18 protein-coding genes are annotated in these 22,377 nt (G+C 71.2%); 9 read left to right on the forward strand and 9 right to left on the reverse strand.

The genetic code is table 11. The features are described 5' to 3' along the window. Positions 1-536 precede the first annotated feature (536 nt). Positions 537-1,442, reverse strand: a complete 906-nt coding sequence (coaA, locus tag Q8791_RS04965; RefSeq protein ID WP_330090456.1) for a type I pantothenate kinase — start codon at positions 1,440-1,442, stop codon at positions 537-539. 332 nt (positions 1,443-1,774) lie between these two features. Between coaA and glmS the strand changes: the two genes are divergently transcribed. Further along, complete coding sequence (gene glmS, locus Q8791_RS04970) at positions 1,775-3,628, forward strand: glutamine--fructose-6-phosphate transaminase (isomerizing) (RefSeq protein WP_330090365.1); 1,854 nt, start codon at positions 1,775-1,777, stop codon at positions 3,626-3,628. Between the two features lie 102 nt (positions 3,629-3,730). Here the strand turns inward: glmS and Q8791_RS04975 are convergent, their stop codons facing one another. Together Q8791_RS04975 and Q8791_RS04980 are read right to left on the reverse strand one after the other, a co-directional pair. Continuing rightward, positions 3,731-4,114: an STAS domain-containing protein gene (locus tag Q8791_RS04975; RefSeq protein ID WP_330090366.1), complete on the reverse strand. Its 384-nt coding sequence runs from the start codon at positions 4,112-4,114 to the stop codon at positions 3,731-3,733. A 150-nt stretch (positions 4,115-4,264) separates the two neighbouring features. Beyond that, positions 4,265-4,813 carry an ATP-binding protein gene (locus Q8791_RS04980; RefSeq protein ID WP_330090367.1) on the reverse strand — a complete coding sequence of 183 codons (549 nt, stop codon included), beginning with the start codon at positions 4,811-4,813 and terminating at the stop codon, positions 4,265-4,267. 297 nt (positions 4,814-5,110) lie between these two features. On the opposite strand from Q8791_RS04980, the gene Q8791_RS04985 reads away from it, so the two are divergent. Together Q8791_RS04985 and Q8791_RS04990 are read left to right on the forward strand one after the other, a co-directional pair. Continuing rightward, positions 5,111-6,019, forward strand: a complete 909-nt coding sequence (locus tag Q8791_RS04985; protein ID WP_407941956.1) for a helix-turn-helix domain-containing protein — start codon at positions 5,111-5,113, stop codon at positions 6,017-6,019. A gap of 416 nt (positions 6,020-6,435) precedes the next feature. Continuing rightward, positions 6,436-6,672, forward strand: coding sequence for a DUF397 domain-containing protein (locus Q8791_RS04990; RefSeq protein ID WP_330090369.1), 237 nt, complete (start codon positions 6,436-6,438; stop codon positions 6,670-6,672). 358 nt (positions 6,673-7,030) lie between these two features. Here Q8791_RS04990 and Q8791_RS04995 read toward each other — a convergent pair whose 3' ends face one another. Continuing rightward, on the reverse strand, positions 7,031-8,377 hold the full coding sequence (locus Q8791_RS04995; protein WP_407941959.1) for a KamA family radical SAM protein: 1,347 nt from the start codon (positions 8,375-8,377) through the stop codon (positions 7,031-7,033). Positions 8,378-8,804: 427 nt separating this feature from the next. Here Q8791_RS04995 and plsX point away from each other — a divergent pair, with 427 nt between their 5' ends. From plsX to Q8791_RS05010, 3 genes are all read left to right on the forward strand, one after another. Continuing rightward, positions 8,805-9,941: a phosphate acyltransferase PlsX gene (plsX, locus tag Q8791_RS05000; RefSeq protein WP_330090370.1), complete on the forward strand. Its 1,137-nt coding sequence runs from the start codon at positions 8,805-8,807 to the stop codon at positions 9,939-9,941. Positions 9,942-10,128: 187 nt separating this feature from the next. Continuing rightward, positions 10,129-11,874 (forward strand): arginine--tRNA ligase, encoded by a 1,746-nt coding sequence (gene argS / locus Q8791_RS05005; protein WP_330090371.1) that lies wholly within the window; start codon positions 10,129-10,131, stop codon positions 11,872-11,874. A 312-nt stretch (positions 11,875-12,186) separates the two neighbouring features. Then, the gene (locus tag Q8791_RS05010) at positions 12,187-12,792 is read left to right on the forward strand and encodes a YceI family protein (protein ID WP_330090372.1); all 606 of its coding nucleotides are present in this window, start codon (positions 12,187-12,189) and stop codon (positions 12,790-12,792) included. A 94-nt stretch (positions 12,793-12,886) separates the two neighbouring features. Here Q8791_RS05010 and rbsK read toward each other — a convergent pair whose 3' ends face one another. Together rbsK and Q8791_RS05020 are read right to left on the reverse strand one after the other, a co-directional pair. Continuing rightward, positions 12,887-13,837 (reverse strand): ribokinase, encoded by a 951-nt coding sequence (rbsK, locus tag Q8791_RS05015; RefSeq protein ID WP_330090373.1) that lies wholly within the window; start codon positions 13,835-13,837, stop codon positions 12,887-12,889. Continuing rightward, entirely contained in the window at positions 13,834-14,667 is an 834-nt protein-coding gene (locus Q8791_RS05020; RefSeq protein ID WP_330090374.1) for an exodeoxyribonuclease III, read from the reverse strand. The genes rbsK and Q8791_RS05020 overlap by 4 nt, the downstream gene beginning before the upstream one ends. A gap of 589 nt (positions 14,668-15,256) precedes the next feature. Between Q8791_RS05020 and Q8791_RS05025 the strand changes: the two genes are divergently transcribed. Beyond that, positions 15,257-16,480: a winged helix-turn-helix domain-containing protein gene (locus tag Q8791_RS05025; protein ID WP_330090375.1), complete on the forward strand. Its 1,224-nt coding sequence runs from the start codon at positions 15,257-15,259 to the stop codon at positions 16,478-16,480. Between the two features lie 88 nt (positions 16,481-16,568). Here Q8791_RS05025 and Q8791_RS05030 read toward each other — a convergent pair whose 3' ends face one another. After that, entirely contained in the window at positions 16,569-17,711 is a 1,143-nt protein-coding gene (locus Q8791_RS05030; protein WP_330090376.1) for an acetyl-CoA C-acetyltransferase, read from the reverse strand. A gap of 139 nt (positions 17,712-17,850) precedes the next feature. Then, positions 17,851-19,881, reverse strand: coding sequence for an MDR family MFS transporter (locus tag Q8791_RS05035; RefSeq protein WP_330090377.1), 2,031 nt, complete (start codon positions 19,879-19,881; stop codon positions 17,851-17,853). A 197-nt stretch (positions 19,882-20,078) separates the two neighbouring features. Between Q8791_RS05035 and Q8791_RS05040 the strand changes: the two genes are divergently transcribed. Together Q8791_RS05040 and Q8791_RS05045 are read left to right on the forward strand one after the other, a co-directional pair. Further along, positions 20,079-21,221 (forward strand): acyl-CoA dehydrogenase family protein, encoded by a 1,143-nt coding sequence (locus tag Q8791_RS05040; RefSeq protein WP_330090378.1) that lies wholly within the window; start codon positions 20,079-20,081, stop codon positions 21,219-21,221. 32 nt (positions 21,222-21,253) lie between these two features. Next, complete coding sequence (locus tag Q8791_RS05045) at positions 21,254-21,421, forward strand: hypothetical protein (RefSeq protein ID WP_330090379.1); 168 nt, start codon at positions 21,254-21,256, stop codon at positions 21,419-21,421. Positions 21,422-21,484: 63 nt separating this feature from the next. On the opposite strand, the gene Q8791_RS05050 is transcribed toward Q8791_RS05045, so the two are convergent. Continuing rightward, positions 21,485-22,324: an NPP1 family protein gene (locus tag Q8791_RS05050; protein ID WP_330090380.1), complete on the reverse strand. Its 840-nt coding sequence runs from the start codon at positions 22,322-22,324 to the stop codon at positions 21,485-21,487. Between the last annotated feature and the right edge of the window lie 53 nt (positions 22,325-22,377).

The raw sequence follows: 22,377 nt of genomic DNA on the forward strand, positions 1-22,377 counted from the left end.
CTCGGAGGGGTCGGCGGGACAGTGGCGCGGCGACGCGCGTGCGCTGGTCCCGCCCCGGCGCCAGCGAGGGCCCGGTTCGTTCCGATCCTTGAGAGCGCACGGCACCCGGTGAGGGGGCGCGGCCGAAAAGAGAACCCACCCTAGCGCACACCGGGCACTGCGAGCCGCGAGCGAGCCCGCCGGCCCGCGAGCCCGCCAAGAACACGAGGGGCGCGCCAGGGTTCTGCAGGAGAAGACGAGCCGCGAGCGAGGAACGAGCGACAGGCGAAGGCGCCGACGAAGAACCCTGGCTCCCGGGCGCCCCGAGCCGCGCAGCGAGCCCGCGAGCTCGCAAAAAGCACGAAGAACCCTGGCTTCCAGGCGCCCCGAGCCGCGCAGCGAGCCCGCGAGCTCGCCAGAAACACGAGGGGCGCGCCAGGGTTCTGCAGGAGAAGACGAGCCGCGAGCGAGGAACGAGCGACAGGCGAAGGCGCCGACGAAGAACCCTGGCGCCCGGGCGCCCCGAGCCGCGCAGCGAGCCCGCGAGCTCGCCAGGATTAGGTCTTGCGGAGCCGCACCCGGCGGACGCGGTGGTCGTCGCCCTTGTAGAGGATGAGGGTGGCGCGTCCCCGTGTGGGGCGGATGTTCTCGACGAGGTTGACCTCGTTGATGGTGCGCCAGGTGTTGGCGGCGAACTCCAGGGCCTCGTCCTCGCGGATGGTGGTGGCCATGTGGTGGAAGTAGGAGCGCGGGTCGGAGAACGCGGTGCGGCGCAGTTCCCGGAAGCGGTCGAGGTACCAGTTGCGGATGTTCTCGACCTTGGCGTCCACGTAGATGGAGTAGTCGAAGAAGTCGGCCACGGCGAGGCGTCCGGCGGACGCGGGCTGGAGGACGTTGATGCCCTCGACGATGAGGATGTCGGGGCGGTGCACGGACTGCCGTTCGCCGGGCACGATGTCGTAGTTCAGGTGGGAGTAGACGGGGATGTCGATGCGGTCGGCGCCCGCCTTCATCTCCGAGACGAAGCGGACGAGTGCGCGGCGGTCGTAGCTCTCGGGGAAGCCCTTGCGCCGCATGAGCCCCCGCGCCTCCAGGACCGCGTTGGGGTGGAGGAAGTTGTCGGTGCTGACCAGTTCGACGTTCGGGTGGTTGGGCCACTGGGCGAGGAGGGAGCGCAGGAGCCTCGCGGTGGTGGACTTGCCCACGGCGACGCTGCCCGCGACGCCGATGATGAACGGCGCGGGGCGGTCCGACTCGCCGAGGAAGGCGCGCACGGCGGCGTGCCGCTGCTGGGTCGCGCCCACGTAGAGGTTGAGCAGGCGCGACAGCGGCAGGTAGACGTCCCGCACGTCCTCCAGGGACGTGGGGTCGGTGGTACCGCGGAGCTCGGCCAGGTCGGCCTCTGTCAGGGAGAGGGGCGTGGAGGCCCGGAGGGCCGCCCAGGCCTCCCGGTCCAGCTCCACGTACGGGGAGGAGAAACCGTTCTTCGTCGCGTGAGACACGAATGACCACCCTAGACGAGGAGGTCGTCCGGATCCGGCAGCTGGTCCCCCCATAGCCGCGAACGGAGGCGGAACGTGCCCGAAACCACACGTTCACGGTGGTGTCTCCCAAGGTTTTTTGTCCGTGTGCGGCTGGGTGGAATCGGTTCTACTTCTTCACCCGTACTACGCCCCCACCTGCGTGGTCTACCCTCCATGCACCAAATGGTCTATACCGCCACCTGCAAAAACAACCAGTGGTATGGGGTACTGGTTGGTCGATACGGCGTCCTTTTTCGCCTACGCTGGCGGCCATGTGCGGAATCGTTGGCTACGTCGGGCCGCAACCGGCGCTTCAGGTCGTCGTGGACGGCCTCGCAAGGTTGGAGTACCGCGGATATGACTCCGCGGGTGTCGCGGTGCTGGGCGACGGCGCCCTGCGCACCGAGAAGCGCGCGGGCAAGCTCGCGAACCTGCGCCGAGCCCTGGAGGAGCGGCCGATCTCCGGCGACGGCGCCGGTATCGGCCACACGCGTTGGGCCACCCACGGTGCCCCCAACGACGTGAACGCCCACCCCCATGTGGACAACGACGGCCGGATCGCGATCGTCCACAACGGCATCATCGAGAACTTCGCGGCGCTCCGCCTGGAGCTGGAGGAGCAGGGCTGCAAGTTCTCCTCCGAGACCGACACGGAGGTGACCGCGCACCTGCTCAGCACCGAGCTGGCCAAGCGCGGCGACGGCGACCTGCCCGCGGCCATGCGCGCGGTGTGCAAGCGCCTGGAGGGCGCGTTCACCCTGGTCGCGACGTCCGTGGACGACCCCGACCTGGTGGTCGCCGCCCGTCGCAACTCGCCGCTGGTCGTCGGCCGCGGCGTCGGCGAGAACTTCCTGGCCAGCGACGTGGCCGCGTTCATCGCGCACACCCGTGAGGCGGTCGAGCTGGGCCAGGACCAGGTGGTCGAACTGCGCCCGGACTCCGTGACCGTCACGGACTACGAGGGCAACCCCGTCGAGGTCCGCGAGTACCACGTGGACTGGGACGCGTCCGCCGCCGAGAAGGGCGGCTACGACTACTTCATGCTCAAGGAGATCGTCGAGCAGCCGCGCGCGGTGGCCGACACGCTCCTGGGCCGCCTGTCGGTGGACGGGCAGCTGACCCTGGACGAGATGCGGCTGACCCCGGCGGAGCTGCGCTCGGTCGAGAAGATCGTCATCATCGCCTGCGGCACCTCGTACCACGCGGGCCTGATCGCCAAGTACGCCATCGAGCACTGGTGCCGCATCCCGTGCGAGGTCGAGGTGGCCAGCGAGTTCCGCTACCGGGACCCGATCCTGGACCAGCAGACGCTGGTGATCGCGATCTCCCAGTCCGGCGAGAGCATGGACACCCTGATGGCGGTCCGCTACGCCCGCGAGCAGCGCGCCCGTGTGCTGGCGATCTGCAACGTGAACGGGTCGACCATCCCGCGCGAGTCCGACGGCGTGCTGTACACGCACGCGGGCCCCGAGGTCGGGGTGGCCGCCACCAAGACCTTCATGACCCAGCTGATCGCCTGCTACCTCATCGGCCTGTACCTGGCCCAGGTGCGGGGGCTGAAGTTCGGCGACGAGATCACCGCCGTCATCGCCCAGCTCGCCACCATGCCCGAGCAGGTCGAGAAGGTCCTGAGCACGGTGGAGCCGGTGCGCGAGCTGGCCCGTTCGCTCTCCGACGTCGACACGGTGCTGTTCCTGGGGCGCCACGTGGGCTACCCGGTGGCGATGGAGGGCGCGCTCAAGCTCAAGGAGCTGGCGTACATGCACGCCGAGGCGTTCGCGGCCGGCGAGCTGAAGCACGGCCCGATCGCGCTGATCGAGGACGGTCTGCCGGTCGTCGTCGTGGTGCCCTCCCCGAAGGGCCGCAGCGTGCTGCACGACAAGATCGTGTCCAACATCCAGGAGGTGCGCGCCCGGGGCGCCCGCACCATCGTGATCGCCGAGGAGGGCGACGAGTCGGTGATCCCGTACTCGGACGTGCTCATCGAGATCCCCGCGGTGCCCACCCTGCTCCAGCCGGTCGTCTCGACGATCCCGATGCAGGTGTTCGCGTGCGAGCTGGCCCTGGCCAAGGGCAACGACGTGGACCAGCCGCGCAACCTGGCCAAGAGCGTCACGGTCGAGTAGCGGAGAACGGTTTCGGGGGGCGTGTCCGGCGGTACCGCCGGGGCGCCCCCTTCGTCGTGCGCAGCGGGGACGCCGCGGGAGCGGCGCCCGTGCGCGGCCGGGTCAGCGCCGGGCGCCCGGAGGGGCGGTGCCGTGCCGGTTGGCGCTGTGGGCGGCGACCGCCGCCGCGACGTCGCCGTGGGTGGCGAGGACGTCGCGCAGGCCCAGGACGTCGAGGATCCGGGACAGCTGGCGCGTGGGTCCGGCCAGGAGGAGGTGGTGCTGGAGTCTGGTGGCGCCGCGCAGCGCACGGACGAGCATGTTGACGCCGGAGGCGTCGATGAACTCCACCGCGGACAGGTCGACGACGACGCAGCCGTCCGCCGTGGCCGCGGTGATCCGGGCGAGCGCCCGCTCCGCGGTGGCGATGTCGATCTCACCGCTCAGTACGACGACGGTGGTCCCGTCACAGAGGAACTGGTCCTGTTCCGTGTCCAGCACGGCCACGCCTCGCTCCCGGGATGGAGTGTGGGAAAGTCCTGTCTCGACGCGGTCGGTCAAATACCGACATGCATTGACAGCCTACTCTTCCCGGGCGGCTCCGCCGCGTCGTCCACAGCCCCGGAGGGCCGCAGCCCCAGGGCTTCCGGTGCGGTGTCAGGCCTCGCCGCCGCACACGGCCCAGACGACCTTGCCCCCGCCGACGAGCGGGTTCCAGCCCCACTCGCTGCTGAACGCGGCGACGAGGCCGAGGCCCCTGCCGGACTCCGCGAAGTGGTGGGCGTCGACCTTGACCGGCGCCTTCCCGCTGGAGTCGGTGACCATGCACAGGACCCCGCCGCGCTCGCCCAGGCGGCGCAGTTCGACCACGACCGGAACACTCTCGGGGTCCCCTTCACGGGGAACGGCGTGGCGGCAGGAGTTGCCCACGAACTCGGAGACGATCAGCCGGACGTCCTCGGAGACGTCCTCGGCGGCCCACTCCCCCAGGACCGACGCGACGAACTCGCGCGCCCTGCGGACCGACCCCGGAACGGAGCCGAACGCCCTGGCGGCGCCCTCCCCGGAGCGGGACGCCTGCCCGACCGCGAGGCGGCACGGCGGGTGGTTCCACCAGGACGGGAGGTCGTCCGACGCCTCGGCGAGGGTGGGACGACTCCAGGATGGTTCGGAGTCCAGCTCCGAGGACACCAGCTCTGCGTTCATCACGGTCCTCACGAGTGTGACGGCGGGTTCGCGCGGACTTGCCTGCCGCACCCTGTGGCTTACATCGGTAAGACACGGATGCACGTGCAGCTCAACGTCCGGGCAAGACTATAGGACGAACGGCCCTTATCGGTAGATCCTCGGCAAAGAATTCACACATGGGTACGTGCGTTTACTCCAAGCACAGAAGGTGCGCATAGGCCCCGAACCAATCCCTCCCCGGCCCTGTCCGCAACCCGGAACGCGTGGGTATACTGAGCGGTCGCTACGCGCCAAAGCCGCTACACAGGAGGCGATGTGGTCGCCGATCACGCACCGAATCTCCAGGTCACTCAGGATTTCCTGGCCAATTCCAGTGGTGGCCCCACCGTGCTCCGTATTCTCCTCGGAACCCAGCTTCGGCGGCTCCGCCAGGAGAAGGGGATTTCACGGCACGACGCCGGATACGCCATCCGGGCCTCCCACGCCAAGATCAGCCGCATGGAGCTCGGCCAGGTCAGCTTCAAGCGCAGGGACGTGGACGACCTCCTCAAGCTCTACGGGGTCGACGACGCCCAGCAGCGCGAGGCCCTCCTCGGCCTCATCTCCAGCGCCAACGCGCAGGGCTGGTGGCACAAGTACGGCGACGTGCTGCCCCAGTGGTTCGGCGTCTACGTCGGACTGGAGGAGTCCGCGTCGGTCATCCGCACCTTCGAGGTCCAGTTCGTCCCGGGCCTGCTCCAGAGCGAGGACTACGCACGCTCGGTCATCCGCCTCTCCCGGACCGCCACCTCCGACGAGGACGTCGACAGCCGGGTGACGATGCGCATGCGCCGCCAGCGCAGATTCCTGGAGCCCCACGCGCCCCGGCTGTGGGCGGTGATCGACGAGGCGGTCCTGCACCGCCCCTACGGCGACGCCGAGGTGATGCGCGGACAGATCGAGCACCTGATCGAGATGGCCCGGCGCCCCAACATCACCATCCAGATCGCGACCTTCGCGATGGGCGGCCACCCCGCGGCGGGCGGCCCGTTCAGCATCCTGCGGTTCCCCACCCCGCAACTGCCCGACGTGGTGTACCTGGAGCAGCTGAGCAGCGCCCTGTACTTCGACAAGTACGAGGACACCAACCGCTACTCCCAGACGATGGACCACCTCGCCACCCAGGCTCCCCCGCCCACCGCCACCGAGGGCATCCTCCGCGGCTTCCTGGAGCGCCACGCCTGACCACGGCCCCACCACGCCCTCCCTCCCCACGCCCGGTCGCTCTCAGCGTCCGGGCGTTCGCTGTGCGCCCACGAGGCGGGCTCCCGGCTGACCGGCTTCGGCCACGACTGGAGAACGATCCGGCCAGGCAGAACCGGCCCTCCCTCCCCCGCGTTAGGTGTGACGTGCGGTTCCATGGACAAATCACCCCTTGTCCTTGCATCGGTACTTACAGACGTAATCACTAATGCACGTGCATGAGCTAGGCTTTGGCTCTCACCCGGGGCGAAACAACCCACCACGGGACGGCCGACCCCGGACAGGGCGCCCGCTCGTAGGACGGGCCCGGTGCTGAGACACGACGGGCGCGGTGAAGGATCGACCGCGTGTGGACATATCCCCGCTCACGAGTCCCCCCGAAGTTCCAGGAGGTTGAGATGCATCCGATCTACAACGGCGTTCCCGCGAGCCGACTGCCCAAGGTCGTCTGGACCAAGAGCAGCTGGAGCAATCCGGACGGGAACTGTGTCGAGGTCGCCGAGCTTCCGGACGGGGACATCGCCGTGCGCAACTCCCGTGACCCCCAGGGGCCCGCGCTCGTCTACACCCCCGCCGAGATCGAGGCCTTCGTCCGCGGCGCCAAGACCGGCGACTTCGACTCCCTCCTCAGATGACAGCCCCCCGCGCCGGAGCCCCCTCGCCGGGCCCCCGCCCCCGATCCTCTCCCCCGGTCCCGTAGGACCTCCCCGAGACCAGCCCGGGAAGACGTCCGCGTCGATGGCCGCCCGATGACCGCCCCGGTTCACGGGTCGGCCTGACCGTCCACGGCGCGGACGCACACGGAGCCCGGCACCACGGTGTGGTGCCGGGCTCCGTGACGTCCGGGCGCCGGGACCGGCGGCGCGGCCCGCCCCAGGGACGCTCCAATTCCCCTGGGACGGGACGCGGCCGGCCTTCCGGCGCCTCCGCGGACACGTCAATGCCCTGTACTCGGGCCACTGCCCCGCGGACGGGCGCCTCCCGCGGGCGGGTCTACAGGCGGGTGGGGTCCACCAGGCCGTTGCCCCCGCCGGCCGGTGCGGCCTCCCACGGGAAGTGGGTGGCGCCGAGGGCGGGCTTGAGGTCGAACAGCCACGCCGCCTTCTCGTCGTACTTGGCGAAGAAGGGACGGCCGACCAGCTCCGGGTCGCGGGCCTGGATGAAGTGCAGGACGAAGACCTTCTCCCCCGCCACCTCCGTCACGCCGTCCACGCAGACCTTGCCGGGCGTCGCCGACATCGACGGTCCGCGGACCGTGCGGGCCAGCCCGGACACCTTCGTGTAGGCGCCGCGGAAGATCTCGTAGGCCTCGGCGAGGGGGACCGCGAAGTAGTCCTGCGGACCGGTGTCGCGCTCCACGAACATGTAGTACGGGACCATCCCGTGACGCAGGTGGGTGCGCCACATGCTCTCCCACACGGCCGGGTCGTCGTTGATCGTGCGGATCAGCGGCGCCTGTGTGCGGATGACCGCTCCGGTCGAGCGGATGCGGCGGACCGCTTCCTGGACCAGCGGGGGCCGCATCTCGTTGGGGTGCGAGAAGTGGGCCATGAACGCGAGGTTCTTGCCCGACTCGACCACCTTCTCGAACAGGCGGAGCGTGTCGTCGGCGTCCGGGTCGGTGGTGAAGCGCTGCGGCCAGTAGGCCAGCGCCTTCGTACCGATGCGGATGGCCTCCAGGTGCTCGATCTCCAGCAGCGGCTCGATGTACCGGGAGATCACCCCCTCACCCATGATCATCGGGTCGCCACCGGTGAACAGCACGCTGGTGATCTCGGGATGCGAGCGGACGTACTCGACCATCTGGTCGATCTCGCTCGACGCGAACTTCAGGTCCGCGTCGCCGACGAACTGGGCCCAGCGGAAGCAGTACGTGCAGTACGCGTGACAGGTCTGCCCCTGTTTGGGGAAGAAGAGCACGGTCTCCTTGTACTTGTGCTGGACACCGGGGATGGGCTCCTCGTTGGCCAGCTTCGGCACGTTGAGGTCCATCTGGCCCGCCGGGTGCGGGTTCAGGCTCGCCCGGATCTGGTTGGCCGCGTCGTTGAGCTCCTTGCGCTGGGCACCAGAGCGCAGCAGATCGGAGATCCTGGACACGTCACCGGGGGGCAGCATGTCGGCCTGCGGGAAGACCAGTCGGTAGATCGGATCGTCCGGAGCGGCATCCCAGTCGATCAGCTCGTCCACGACGTAGCTGTTGACGCGGAACGGCAGCACCGTGGCCACCGCCTGCACCGCGAGCCGCTCGTCAGCTGCGAGACCGGCTCGCGCGGTGAGCTCGTCGAGGTGTTTCGTCGTGTAGGCACGAAACCGACGTCCGGCGGACGGGGACTGTGCCACGTCTGGCGTAACGCTCACGCTTCTCCTCTCCTGTGTGTGCAGGGCCGCCCGGGGTCGAATCGGGCAGCCCTGATCCGGCGGCTCCGGTGTTCGGGTACACCGGTCGACCTCCGAAACGGGAATTCACTGTGGTTGTCGTGCGTACCCGGAGCGTGATGAGGCCCCGAGCCAGCGAGCGGATATACCCCGAGTAGGGCTTTTGTACCCATCTCACTGCAAGTCCAGCCCTGACCTGGACATACGGGAAGTATCCTCGCATGAGTGCACGAACGGGCCTTACGGGATCGCCCGCGGCGCGAACCGGTAGCGTGGCACCACACCCTCGCGCGGACCTGGCCGAATCGTGCCTTCTGATGCCACCGGAACACCGGGAACTGCGCGTACACAGTGCGGAACGCCCACCACGAGCCGTGAGGGAAGCACCGAGTTGACTGGTACATCCGACGCGGAAGCACCCGCCCCTCCCCGGGCGTCGCCACCGATCATCGCCGTGGACGCCATGGGCGGTGACAACGCGCCCTCCGAGATCGTGAAGGGCGCCGTCATCGCCGTCCGCGAACTCGGACTGCGCGTCCTCCTCGTGGGCCGGCGCACCGAGATCGCCTCCCTCCTCGCCGAGGAGGGGGCCCTGCGGGACATCCCCGTCGTCCACGCCGAGGACAACCTCGCGATGCACGAGGGCGCCCTCGCGAGCTGGCGCCGCCCCCGGTCCAGCGCGGCCGTCTCCTGCCGCCTCATCCGCCGCGGCGACGCCGACGCCCTCGTCTCCGCCGGGTCCACCGGCGGCATCGTCGCGACCTCCACCGTCCGGCTGCGCACCCAGCCCGGGGTGCTCCGCCCCGCCCTCGCCGTGACACTTCCCACCGGCGAGACCCCGACGATCATGGTGGACGCCGGGGCCAACGCCGACGCCAAGCCGGAGATGCTCGTCCAGTTCGCCCACCTCGGCTGCGCCTACGCCCAGACCGCCTTCGGCGTACGCCGCCCGCGCGTGGGCCTCCTGACCATCGGCTCCGAGCCCGGCAAGGGCAACAAGCTCGTGCGCAGGGCCACCGAACTGCTGTCCGCGACGTCCGAGGGCTCCCAGGCCATGGACTTCCGCGGCAACATCGAGGGCCACGACCTCCTCGCCCGCAAGGTCGACGTGGTCGTCACCGACGGCCACACCGGCAACGTCGCCCTGAAGTCCGTGGAGGGGACCGCCGCCTTCGCCATGGACCTCGTCCGCGAGGCGCTCACCTCCACCACCGCCGCCAAGGCCGGGGCCTTCCTCCAGCGCAAGGCCCTCCGCGGCCTGCGCGAACGGCTCGACAGCGAGACCTACGGCGGCGCCGCCCTCCTCGGCCTCAACGGGACCGTCGTCATCGCCCACGGCGACAGCCGCGCCAAGGGCGTCGCCCGCGCCTGCCAGCTGGCGCACGACCTGGCCGGGGGCCGTATCGGCGACCAGATACGCCGCAGAGTGCACCACCGGCCCCCCACCTGGCTCCACCGCCTGGCCCAGTCGGACGCCCCGCCCGCGTCCGCGCCCGGAGCCCTCCCTCCCGCACCCGAGGGTCGCTGAGCGGGCGCGGTCCCCGGAACGGGCCGCCGTCGCCCGTCGGCGCCGGACCGGCCCACGCCCCTGCGGTTCCCCGGCCCCGCCGTACTCCGGCCCCGCGAGCGTCCGCCCGGGTCCCCGCACCGGGCTGTCCGGGGCGTCACCCCGGAAGGGGCGGGGACAGGGGGCGCCGGTCGGTACGCTTAGGGGCATGGCCGACCCGCAGGAAGTACTCTCGCGACGGGTCCAGTCCGCCCTCGGCGCCGCCTTCGGCCCCGAGTTCGCCGACACCGACCCCGTCATCCGCCCGTCCCAGTTCGCCGACTACCAGGCGAACGCCGCCCTCGCACTCGCCAAGCGCCTGGGCCGAAAGCCGCGCGAGGTCTCCGCGGCGATCATGGAGCACCTCGACGTGGCCGACGTCTGCCGCGACGTCGAGGTCAGCGGGCCGGGCTTCATCAACCTGACGCTGCGCGAGGACTGGATCGCCGGCCAGACCCGCCTGCTCCTCGACGACCCGCGCCTGGGCGTCCCGGTGCAGGACCGCCTCAACATCCCCCTCGACTACTCCGCGCCCAACGTGGCCAAGGAGATGCACGTCGGGCACCTGCGCACGACCGTGGTCGGCGACTCGCTCGCCCGCACCCTGGAGTTCCTGGGCCACAACGTCATCCGGCAGAACCACATCGGTGACTGGGGAACCCCCTTCGGCATGCTCATCGAGCACCTGCTGGAGGTCGGCGAGAACTCCCCCGAGGCGGACCTGCTCACCACCGACCCCAACGCCTTCTACCAGGCGGCCCGCACGAAGTTCGACTCGTCCGGGCCGGGCTCGGACGAGTTCGCCGCCCGCGCGCGTCGCCGCGTCGTGTCCCTCCAGGGCGGCGACGAGGAGACCCTGCGCCTGTGGAACAAGCTCGTCGGGCTGTCCAAGGTCTACTTCAACAAGGTGTACGCGAAGCTCGGCGTGACCCTCACCGACGGCGACCTCGCCGGTGAGAGCGGCTACAACGCCATGCTCGCCGGCGTGTGCGACGAGCTGGAGGCCAAGGGCATCGCCGAGGTCAGCGACGGCGCGCTCTGCGTGTTCCTGGAGGGCTTCACGGGCCGCGAGGACAAGCCCGTCCCCCTGATCATCCGCAAGAGCGACGGCGGCTACGGCTACGCCACGACCGACCTCGCGACCGTCCGGTACCGCGTGGACGACCTCAAGGCCGACCGCATCCTGTACGTGGTCGGCGCCCCCCAGGCCATGCACTTCAAGATGGTGTGGGCGACCGCCCGCAAGGCGGGGTGGCTGCCGGACGGCGTCGAGGTCACCCACGTGCAGATCGGCAACGTGCTCGGCAGCGACGGCAAGATCCTGCGGACCCGCAGCGGCGCGCCCGTCCGCCTGGTGGCGCTGCTGGACGAGGCCGTCGAGCGTGCCGCCGCCGTCGTCGCGGAGAACCGCCCCGACCTCGGGGCGGAGGAGCAGGCGGAGATCGCCCGCAAGGTCGGCATCGGCGCGGTGAAGTACGCGGACCTGTCGGTCTCGCACGACACCGAGTACACGTTCGACTTCGACCGGATGCTGGCCCTGACCGGGAACACCGGCCCCTACCTCCAGTACGCGCAGGCGCGGATCCGGTCCATCTTCCGCAAGGGCGGACTGGACCTGTCGTCTCCCCAGGGCGCGATCACCGTCTCCGAGGGCGCGGAGCGCGAGCTCGCGCTCAAGCTCCTGGAGTTCGGGGCCGTGGTGGAGCAGGTCGGCGACCTGCTCCAGCCGCACCGCCTGTCCACGTACCTGTTCGAGCTGGCGCAGTCGCTCACCTCGTTCTACGAGCACTGCCCGGTGCTCACCGCGCCGACCGAGGCCGAGCGCGAGTCGCGCCTGGCCCTGGTGTCGGTGGCGTTCCGGGTCCTGGTGCAGGGTCTGGACCTGCTGGGCGTGGAGGCTCCCGAGTACATGTAGCGGCGGCGGACCCCACCGGTCCGGCGAGCGCAGCACGATCACCGATCCCGAAGGGGGCCGGGGCGACGACCGCCCCGGCCCCCTTCGGCGTCGACCGCAGCCGGGAGCCCGGGCGGCCGGGTGCGGTCCCGCGCCCTGTCCGAGAGATCGGAGTGGGGTGACGTGCCCCTGTCAGCGGGGACACGCCCTCCGCCGACAACCGAGTCGAATGTCTCGTGGCTGGTCACAGCAGAACTTCACGTTCCGGGTGGACGTCAGACCTATGGTGTGTGGACAAAAGCCACAGATCGGACAAATAGGGAGAAAATGGCCATGACATCCACCCACGAGGCCGGCCCCGGGCCGGGTACCTGGTACCTGGACCCGCTCCACTCCAGCCTGATCTTCGTCGCCCACTACCTGCGCTTCGGCCGGGTCCAGGGCACGTTCGGGAGGGCGTACGGGCAGGTGCTCGTCACGGAGAACCCCGCCGACTCCAGGGTGGAGGTCGTCCTCGACGCCGCCAGCGTCAACACCGGCGTCGGAGCGCGCGACGCCCACCTGCGCTCGGCCGACTTCCTGGACGTGGACCACCACCCCGAGCTCCGCTTCGTGTCCACCGGGACGGAGCCGAGCCGCCGCGGCCGGCACTCCTTCCGGCTCTTCGGCGACCTGACCGTCCACGGGACGACCCGCCCGGTCGGCCTCGACGCCCAGTGGGTGGGCGAGTCCCCCGACTACGTGTCCCCCGACGACACGTACGGGCACTTCTTCTCCGCCACCACCCGGATCCGCCTCTCGGACTTCGGAGTGGGCGACGGGGGCGAGGTCCCGTGGGGCGGTCGGCTGGTCGGCGACACCGTCGACATCGTGCTGGAGGTCCGCCTCCAGAACCAGGACCCCCTCCCGTTCCTCCAGCAGATCGGGCACGCGCCCTGACGGGCGCGTGCCCCGGACCGCGCGGACGGAGAGGGCGCCGAAGGGGTCCCGGGGCCGTCCCCCGGAACCCGTGCGCCGCCGGCGGGGACCTGCCTCAGGCGCCGCCGAGCAGCGCCTCGACCTCCTCGCGGGAGGGCATGGACGAGCTGGCGCCGTGGCGCTGGACCGAGAGCGACGCCGCGGCCGCGGCGAACTCCATCGCCTGCGAGGGCGACCGGCCCTCGGCCCTCGCCACCGCGAACGACCCGCAGAAGGTGTCCCCCGCGGCCGTGGTGTCCACCGCCGTCACCCGGCGTGCGGGCGACGCCACCGCCTCGCCGCCCCGGCGGCCGTGCAGGGAGCCGTCCTCGCCCAGGGTCAGCAGCACCTCCGGAACCAGCTCCAACAGGGCGGCCAGCGCCTCGTGCGGATCCGTGCGGCCGGTGATCGCGGCGGCCTCGTGCTGGTTGGGGACCAGGACGTCCACCGACTCCAGCAGTTCTGCGGGCAGGTCGCGCGCGGGCGCCGGGGTCAGGTAGACCGGCACGCCGAGTCCGCGGCCGGTCCGCGCCGCGGAGACCACGGCCTCCATCGGCAGTTCGAGCTGCAGCAGCAGGGCGTCGCTCCCCTCGATGAGCGCCGCGTCGCCGTCGACCACACCGGTGACCTCGCCGTTGGCACCGGGGACGACGATGATCGAGTTGCCGCCCTTGCCGTCCACGACGATGTGGGCGACGCCCGACACCCCGGGGACCGTGCGCAGCCCGGACACCGCGATGCCCGCGGCCGTCAGGTTGGCCCGCAGCTCGTCGCCGAAGGCGTCCCCGCCCACCGCGCCGAGGAAGGCCACGTCGGCCCCCGCCCGCGCGGCGGCCACCGCCTGGTTGGCGCCCTTGCCGCCGGGCACCTGGCGGAAGGCCGTGCCCGTCACGGTCTCACCGCTGGCGGGGACCTCGTCCACGTAGGCGACCAGGTCCATGTTGACGCTGCCGAAGACGGCGACGCGCGGCGCGCCTCCGGGGGCGCCCCCGTGGTCCGTGGTGCCCGCTCTGTTCCCGGCGCTCATGCCCCGGCCTCCTTCACCTTGGCGACGGCCGCTCCGTCGTTCCCGTCGAGCCCCACGATGACCGGTGCGTGGTCCGAGGCCCCCTTGCCCTTGCGCTCCTCGCGGTCGATGCCCGCGCCGCTCACGCGGGCGCCGAGCGCCGGGGAGGCGAGGACGAAGTCGATGCGCATGCCCTTGCGCTTGGGGAAGGCCAGCCCCTTGTAGTCCCAGTACGTGTAGACGCCGGGGCCCGGGGTGTGTTCCCGGACGACCTCGCGGAACCCCGCGCCGACGAGCTCCTCGAACGCGGCCCGCTCGGGCCCGGTGACGTGGGTGCTGCCCTCGAAGGCGGCCATGTCCCACACGTCGTCGTCCTGCGGGGCGATGTTGAAGTCGCCCACGTAGGCGATCTGGGCGTCGGGGTCCTCCGCGAGGCGTGCGGCGCCCGCCTCGCGCAGCGCCTTCAGCCAGCGCAGCTTGTAGGCGTAGTGGGGGTGGTCGACCTCGCGCCCGTTGGGCACGTACAGGCTCCACACCTGGACGCCCGCGCACGTCGCCGCGATGGCGCGCGCCTCGGGCTCCTCGGGGTCGCCGTATCCGGGCTGGCCGGGAAAGCCGATCCGCACGTCCTCCAGGCCGACGCGGGAGGCGATCGCGACCCCGTTCCACTGGGAGAGCCCGTGGTGGGCGACCTCGTAGCCGCGGTCGGTGAAGACGGAGGCCGGGAACTGGTCGTCCCTGGCCTTGGTCTCCTGGATGGCGAGGACGTCGACGTCGCTCCGGTCCAACCAGGCGCCGATCCGCTCGACCCTGGCCCTGGCACTGTTCACATTCCATGTCGCGATACGCACAGCAGAAGGCTAGGCCATGAAGGCGGCACCGCTGTTCGCCGGAGCCTGTGGACGGAGGGGAAAAGCCCAGTTGGGCGGGCAGGAACAGAAGGCGCCCCGGTGCGGCCGTCCTCCGCACCGGGGCGTGTGCGACTCCCAGCACTCGCTCGGTCGTTCGTGTCGCGCTCTGTTGGGACGGCCGGGCACCCCGCCGGGTTCGCATTGGGCCAAAGGTTTTTCCCCGAATCCGCCCCGCCCGGCCACAGCGAGTCGTCATGCCGCGTGTCAGCGGGCACACCCCCAGGAGAGCTGTGATGCAGGCCACACGACTGGGCGACGAAAAGGGGGCGGGGCCCGTCGCTGCCCGGCACGCTGCTCTCCCCGACCGCGTCGGGCCCCTCGGAGGAGGAGAACCCGCACCGGCGCAGGGGCTGACCGAGCTGCGCCCCGGGCCCGGGGCCGCCGGGACGACCGCCGGTCGGCTCACCGCGGGAAGCGCCGCACCACTCCGGTGCCGCCCTCCGCCGCGCGGCCCCCGTGCCCCGGCACGCGGCCTCTCCGCCGCTCCCGGCCGGTGCGGACTGTCGTCACCCGGGTCTACCGTGGCGGCATGGCTGAACCGCATCCCCGCCGCGACGCGGACCTGTCCCTCTCCCAGGCGCGCAGGATCGCGCTCGCCGCCCAGGGCTTCGCCGACCCCCGGCCCCAGGGGAGACCGACCCTGGCCCACCTGGCCCGGGTCGTGCGCCGGGTGGGAATCCTCCAGATCGACAGCGTGAACGTCCTGGCCCGCAGCCAGTACCTGCCGGTGTTCGCCCGCCTGGGCGCCTACGACACCGCCCTGCTGGACCGGGCCGCCACCACGGCGGCGGGGGCGGGGGCCGCGCGCCTGGTGGAGTGCTGGGCGCACGAGGCCAGCCTGGTGCCGCCGTCCACGCGGCAGCTCATGCGCCACCGGATGGACCGCAACCGCGCCCAGACCCGGGTCGGCTGGATGAACGGCATCCGGGAGGAGCGCCCCGAACTCCTGAAGGCGGTCCTGGAGGAGGTCGCACGGATCGGCCCCGCCACCGCCCGCGGCGTGGAGGCCGCGCTCGCGCACGACGTGCCGCGCGCCAAGAACCACTGGGGGTGGAACTGGTCCGAGGTCAAGAAGTGCCTGGAGTACCTGTTCTGGGTCGGCGACCTGACCTCCAACGGGCGCAACTCCCAGTTCGAACGCCTCTACGACCTGCCCGAGCGCGTGCTTCCGCCGGAGGTGCACGCCGCTCCGCCGACCGCTCCCGAGGAGGAGCACCGCGCGCTGGTGTCCATCGCGGCCCGTACGCACGGGATCGCCACGGAGCCGTGCCTGCGCGACTACTTCCGCCTGAAGTCCGCCGAGTCCAGGCCCGCCGTGGCCGACCTGGTGGACTCCGGCGAGCTGGTCCCCGTGCGGGTGGAGGGCTGGGACCGTCCCGCCTACCTGCACCGGGACGCCCGGGTGCCGCGTTCGATGTCGGCGCGGGCGCTGCTCAGCCCGTTCGACTCCCTGGTGTGGACGCGCGACCGCGCGGAGGAGCTGTTCGGGTTCCGCTACCGGCTGGAGATCTACGTGCCCGCCGCCAAACGGGTGCACGGCTACTACGTGCTGCCGTTCCTGTTGGGCGAGGACCTGGTCGCCCGGGTGGACCTCAAGGCGGACCGGGCGTCGGGGACGCTCCTGGCACAGCAGATCACGTTGGAGGACGGGGCTCCCCCGGAGACCGTGCCCGAGCTGGTCGAGCAGTTGGCGGAGATGGCCGCCTGGCTCGGGCTGGAGAACGGCGTCGGAGGCCCCGCCCTGACCCGCTGAGGTGCGGTCGGCCCGCAGCCGCGGCGCCGGGCAGGCCGGATGCGGAGCCGCGTGCCCGTCGCCGGGCTCGCGGCTCCGGTCCGCACGGTCAGACGCGCTCGATGACGGTGACGTTGGCCTGCCCGCCGCCCTCGCACATGGTCTGGAGGCCGTAGCGGCCTCCCGTGCGGTGCAGCTCGTTGACCAGCTTGGTCATCAGGATCGCGCCGGTCGCCCCCAGGGGGTGGCCGAGGGCGATCGCGCCGCCGTTGGGGTTGACCCTGGCCGGGTCGGCGCCCAGTTCGTCGATCCACGACAGCGGCACGGGGGCGAACGCCTCGTTGATCTCGGTGACGTCGATGTCGTCGATGCTCAGGCCGGCCTTCGCGAGGGCGATCCTGGTCGCGGGGATGGGGGCGGTGAGCATGTACACGGGGTCGTCGCCGACCAGGGAGAGCTGGACGATGCGGGCCAGCGGGGTCAGTCCGTGCTGCTCGACCGCGCGCTCGGAGGCGATGAGCAGGGCGCCCGCGCCCACGGAGATCTGGCTCGCGACGGCGGCGGTGAGCTCCCAGCCCTCCCGCAGCGGCTTGAGGCCGGCCATCCTCTCCAGGGTGGTGTCGGCGCGGATGCCCTCGTCCCGGCCCACCCCGGCGATGGGAGCGATCTGGTCGTCGAAGCGGCCGTCCTCCTGCGCCGCGGCGGCGCGCCGGTGGCTCTCCAGGGCGAACTCCTCCAGCTGTTCGCGCTTGTAGCCCCACTTCTCGCACATGAGCTGGGCGCCGCGGAACTGGGAGATCTCCTGGAGGCCGTAGCGCTCGGTCCAGCCCTCGCCGTACAGGGGCAGATCGTTGTCGAGGGCGAACTGGACGTTGGCGCCCATGGGGACCATGCCCATGTTCTCGACCCCGGCGGCCACCACCAGGTCCTGGGTGCCGGACATGACGCCCTGCGCGGCGAAGTGGATGGACTGCTGCGAGGACCCGCACTGGCGGTCGATGGTGACGCCGGGGACGCTCTCGGGGAGGCCGGCGGACAGCCACGCGGTGCGGGCCAGGTCGAGGGCCTGCGGGCCCGCCTGGCTGACCACGCCCATGATGACGTCCTCGACGGCGGCCGGGTCCACTCCGGTGCGACCGACGAGTTCCCTGAGCACGTGCGCACCGAGGTCCGCGGGGTGCACGGCCGCGAGGGCGCCCTTCCTGGTACCGACGGGGGTGCGAACTGCGCCGACGATGTATGCCTCGGCCACGGGGTCCTCCAAGAGCGTGGGTGACGATAACCGAACTGTATTCGGTTTCCTGGATCCGGCAAGCCCCCGACCCCGCGGAAACGTCGCCCGCGCAGGTCCGGGAGGCGCCGCCGCCGGTCGCTCCCCGGACCGCAGGCGGCTACAGCCTGTGGGCGCCCTCGCCGAGGCGTGAGGCGTCGCCCTCGTCGCCGAGGGTGTCCGTGGTCATCCGCTCCAGGGCGGCGACCACCTCGGGGTGCTCCTCCGGCGCGTAGTCGGCCAGCAGCGAGCGCAGGGCGACGCGCTGGGCGTCGAACACCGTGTGCGCCGCGTCGACCCCCCGCCAGTTGAGCTCCCAGGGCCCCTCCTCGCCCGTCAGGTATCCCGCCTCCACGAGCTCCTGGTGCACGCCCTCCCAGTGCTCCTCGCCCAGGCCGGACATCTCCGCCAGCTCCGCGGGGGTGAGCGGTCCGGTCACGCCCAGGTGGCTGAGCGCCCAGCAGGCCCGCGGGGAGATCTCCAGGCCGGCGGCTTCTCGCAGGCGTTCGTACATCTCGTCCGCGCCCTCCCTGCCGCAGGCCCGGTACACCTCGCGTTCGACGTGCTCCATCGGGCTGCGGCTCCCCGCCGCGACGGGCGGCATGGACTCGTCCAGGTCGGGCGTGCCGATGGTGGTGCGCAGGGGGACCTGCCGGAGGAACAGCGCGAGCACGAACCCCGCCACCGCCACCGGCACCGCGCACAGGAACACGGTGTCCACGGAGTCGGCGTAGGCCTGGAGGAACGAGGCCTGGGCGTCCGGGGGGAGCCGGTCCAGGCTGCGCGGGTCGCTCTCCAGGGAGGACGGGTCGACCCCCGGCGGCAGTCGGATCTCCCCCGCGCGGGCCGCCAGGTTGGAGGCCAGCTGCCCGGAGAACACCGCGCCGAACACGGCCGTGCCGAACGACCCTCCGATCGACCGGAAGAACGTCGCCGAGGACGTGGCCACGCCGAGGTCCGCGTAGGCCGCCGCGTTCTGGACGACCACGACCACCACCTGCATCACCAGACCGAGGCCGAACCCCAGGACGAAGAAGTAGAACCCCATCTCCCACAGTGAGCTGTCCGGTCCCAGGCGCGAGAGGAGGAGGAGCCCGACCGAGGTGACCGCCATGCCCGCCACGGGATAGAGCTTGTAGTGGCCGGTGCGGGTGACGAGACGGCCGCTGGTGATCGAGGTGAGGAACATGCCCAGCACCATCGGCAGCAGGTGCAGGCCGGAGGCCGTGGGGGACAGGCCGTGCACGATCTGGAGGAACAGCGGCAGGAACGCCATCGACCCCATCATCGCGAAGCCCACGCAGAACCCGATGGCCATGGCGACCACGATGGTCGGGTTGCGGAACAGGCTGAGCGGCATGACCGGGTCGGGGGCCCTCCGCGCCGTCAGCCACCACCCGACCCCGAGCACGGCGCCCGCGACGGCGAGCCCCACGACCTGCGGGGAGGCCCACGGGTAGACGCTGCCGCCCCAGGCCGCCACCAGGGTGAGGCACACGGCGGTCGCGGCCAGCAGGAGGATTCCGGCGTAGTCGACCCGGCGGCGGCCGGTCGCCGCGCTGGCGGGCAGGACGGCCAGCACGGTGGCGAACGCGACGACCCCCAGCGGGAGGTTCACGTAGAACACCCAGCGCCAGGACAGGTGGTCGACGAACAGTCCGCCGAGCAGGGGTCCCGCCACGCTGGAGATGCCGAAGACGGCGCCGAACAGCCCCTGGTACTTCCCGCGCTCGCGGGGGGAGACGACGTCGCCGATGATCGCGGAGGCGAGCACCATCAGTCCGCCCCCGCCGAGCCCCTGCACCGCCCGGAAGACGATGAGCTGGAGCATGTCCTGGGCGAGGCCGCACAGGGCGGAGCCGACCAGGAAGATCCCGATGCACAGCAGGAAGAGCTGCTTGCGGCCGAACTGGTCGCCGAGCTTGCCCCACAGAGGCGTCACGGCGGTGACGGCGAGCAGGTAGGCGGTGATCACCCACGACAGGTGGTTGAGCCCTCCGAGCTCGGACACGATCGTCGGCAGCGCGGTGGAGACGATCGTCTGGTCCAGAGCCGCCAGGAGGACGGTGAGCATCAGGGCGGTCATGATCACCGCGATCCTGCCGCCCCGGTGCTCTCTGCGGTCCCGGTGGTCGGCCTCATGCAGCGCCATCGGCTCTCCCCCGTGTCCGGCCGCGCACGGCTCGCGGCCTCGCTGCGGCCACAGTAGGAACCCGGAGGCTCCGGGGCGCGGAAAACCGCCCGCCGGGACGGGAACTTTGCCGTGGCTTGGAGCCTTCCCTTCAAAACCGAATATGGTTCGGTTACTGTGGCGTCATCCAGTGATCCCCGACACGTCCGGAGCAGAGCATGAAGCGGGAACTCTTCGACGCCGACCACGACCTCTTCCGCGAATCGGTGGCCGAGTTCCTCAAGCGCGAGGTCGCTCCCTTCCACGCGCAGTGGGAGAAGGACGGGATCGTCCCACGCGAGGTGTGGACCAGGGCGGGCGAGGTCGGCCTCCTCGGACACGGCGTGCCCGAGGAGTTCGGCGGCACCGGCCTCGACGACTACCGGTACAACGCCATCGTCAACGAGGAGATCTGCCGGGCCCACGCCAGCGGCCTGGGCGTGACCCTCCAGAACGACGTCATGGCCCCGTACATGGTCAGGCTGACCGACGACGAGCAGAAGCGCCGCTGGCTGCCCGGCTTCGCCGCCGGCGAGCTGATCACCGCCATCGCCATGACGGAGCCCGGCACCGGCAGCGACCTCCAGGGCATCACGACGTCGGCCGTCCGCGACGGCGACGAGTTCGTGGTCAACGGCTCCAAGACCTTCATCACCAACGGCATCAACGCCGACCTGGTCATCGTGGTCTGCCGGACCGACCCCGGGGCCGGGGCGCAGGGCTTCTCCCTCATCGCGGTCGAGCGGGGCACACCCGGTTTCGAGCGGGGCCGGAACCTGGACAAGATCGGCATGAAGGCGCAGGACACCGCCGAGCTGTTCTTCGACGACGTGCGCGTGCCCGTCGGGAACCTGATCGGCACGGAGGGTCAGGGCTTCATCCACCTGATGGAGAACCTGCCTCAGGAGCGGCTGTCCATCGCCACCTGCGCGGTCGCCTCCGCGGACGCGGTGCTCCAGCACACCGTCGCGTACTGCCGGGAGCGCACCGCCTTCGGTCGGTCGATTGGGCGCTTCCAGAACAGCCGTTTTGTGTTGGCCGAGATCGCCACCGAGGTGGACATCGCCCGCGCCTACGTGGACCGGGGCATCCAGCTGCTCAACCGGGGTGAGCTGACCGTCGAGGACGCCGCCATGGCCAAGTGGTGGACCACCGAGATGTGCAACAGGGCCGTGGACCGGTGCCTCCAGCTTCACGGCGGGTACGGGTACATGATGGAATACCCCGTGGCACGGGCCTGGCAGGACACCCGCGTCCAGACGATCTACGGTGGCACCACCGAGATCATGAAGGAGATCGTGGGACGCGGCCTCGGCCTGTGACCCGACAACCCCCGGGAAGGGTCGGAGCAGTCATGAGCGGTGCGTGGGACGGCCTCATCGTCATGGGCCTGCTGGTCGTGCTGCTCGTGATCGGCGTGCGCAGGCTCCGGCCCAGGATCCACATCCCGTGGGCGACCAGCGGGATCGTGGTCTTCTTCATCTTCGTCTGCCTGCTGCTGTGGGCCTGGTCCTGGAGGTAGGACCCCGGACGCGCACGTCGCCCGCCCGCCCCGGAGCGGGCGGAACGGGCGTCGCGGCGGCGCCTACGCGTAGGGGTCGAACTCGATGCCGTCGGGCTTCGCCTTGTCCAGAGCCCCCGGGAACGAGCCGTCCCTGAGGTCGAGCTGCGCGCTCCCGTAGTCGGCGGAAGTGAACGCGTCCCGGATGCCCGGAGGGTAGTTGTCCCAGCTCACCAGGGCCGGGTACTGCCACACGCCGTAGTGGTTCTCCGGAGGGTCGTCGTGCCCGGCCGCGAACCGGAAGGCGTGGGTGGACGCCCCGTCCTTGTGGTAGACGATCTTCGGGTGGGTGCCCTCCCACAGCACCTCGGAGGCGGGTCTGGTGTCGTAGTCGCCGTGCGCGGACGCCGAGACGTAGCGCGCCTCGTCGTCGAGCACCCACACCACGACGTGTTCGAGGTCGTGCCGGTGGCCGCAGCAGCCGTGGACGGTCTGGTCCTTCTCGAAGTAGAGCGCGTACATGTACGCGCACCACCCGCTCGCGTCGCACTTGGAGCGGGAGTACGAGTTCGTGTTGTCGAGGTCGGACCGGTCACGGCAGTTGCCGTTGAGGGCGCCGGAGGTCTTCAGCCCCTCGGCGATGGTCCCGTCGGAACCGATGGCGGGGGACGAATAGCAGCCGTCCGTGTCGTAGTCGAAGGCCGGCTGCCATTTTCCGTCGGCCTCCGCATAACTCGCCGGAAGCGCCGGGGGCGGTTCCGCGAAAGCGTAGGCCGGGAGCGCGATCACCAGCGCGACGGCTCCGACGAGGGAGCGGACGGCCAGTCGCGGTACGCGGCGGCGCAGCCCTCGCGCGGTTCGGGTCCGCTGCGCCGGAGCGGCTTCCCGGTGCGCCGCCGGGCCGCGTGGGGAACGGGGACCCACGCCCCTCCTGGCGAACGCGGCGATTCTCGCGCGGGCAGAACTGGTACGGGGAA

Origin of the sequence: Nocardiopsis codii, assembly GCF_036327455.1 — a bacterium.
GTDB lineage: Bacteria > Actinomycetota > Actinomycetes > Streptosporangiales > Streptosporangiaceae > Nocardiopsis > Nocardiopsis codii.

Excerpts from the sequence above, each read along its gene's own strand:
- Q8791_RS05045 (WP_330090379.1), top strand. The coding sequence starts at position 21,254 with ATGAGCGGTGCGTGGGACGGCCTCATCGTCATGGGCCTGCTGGTCGTG.
- glmS (WP_330090365.1), top strand. The coding sequence starts at position 1,775 with ATGTGCGGAATCGTTGGCTACGTCGGGCCGCAACCGGCGCTTCAGGTC.
- Q8791_RS04990 (WP_330090369.1), top strand. The coding sequence starts at position 6,436 with ATGCATCCGATCTACAACGGCGTTCCCGCGAGCCGACTGCCCAAGGTC.
- Q8791_RS05025 (WP_330090375.1), top strand. The coding sequence starts at position 15,257 with ATGGCTGAACCGCATCCCCGCCGCGACGCGGACCTGTCCCTCTCCCAG.
- argS (WP_330090371.1), top strand. The coding sequence starts at position 10,129 with ATGGCCGACCCGCAGGAAGTACTCTCGCGACGGGTCCAGTCCGCCCTC.
- Q8791_RS05010 (WP_330090372.1), top strand. The coding sequence starts at position 12,187 with ATGACATCCACCCACGAGGCCGGCCCCGGGCCGGGTACCTGGTACCTG.
- Q8791_RS05040 (WP_330090378.1), top strand. The coding sequence starts at position 20,079 with ATGAAGCGGGAACTCTTCGACGCCGACCACGACCTCTTCCGCGAATCG.
- Q8791_RS04980 (WP_330090367.1), bottom strand. The coding sequence starts at position 4,813 with ATGAACGCAGAGCTGGTGTCCTCGGAGCTGGACTCCGAACCATCCTGG.
- Q8791_RS05035 (WP_330090377.1), bottom strand. The coding sequence starts at position 19,881 with ATGGCGCTGCATGAGGCCGACCACCGGGACCGCAGAGAGCACCGGGGC.
- rbsK (WP_330090373.1), bottom strand. The coding sequence starts at position 13,837 with ATGAGCGCCGGGAACAGAGCGGGCACCACGGACCACGGGGGCGCCCCC.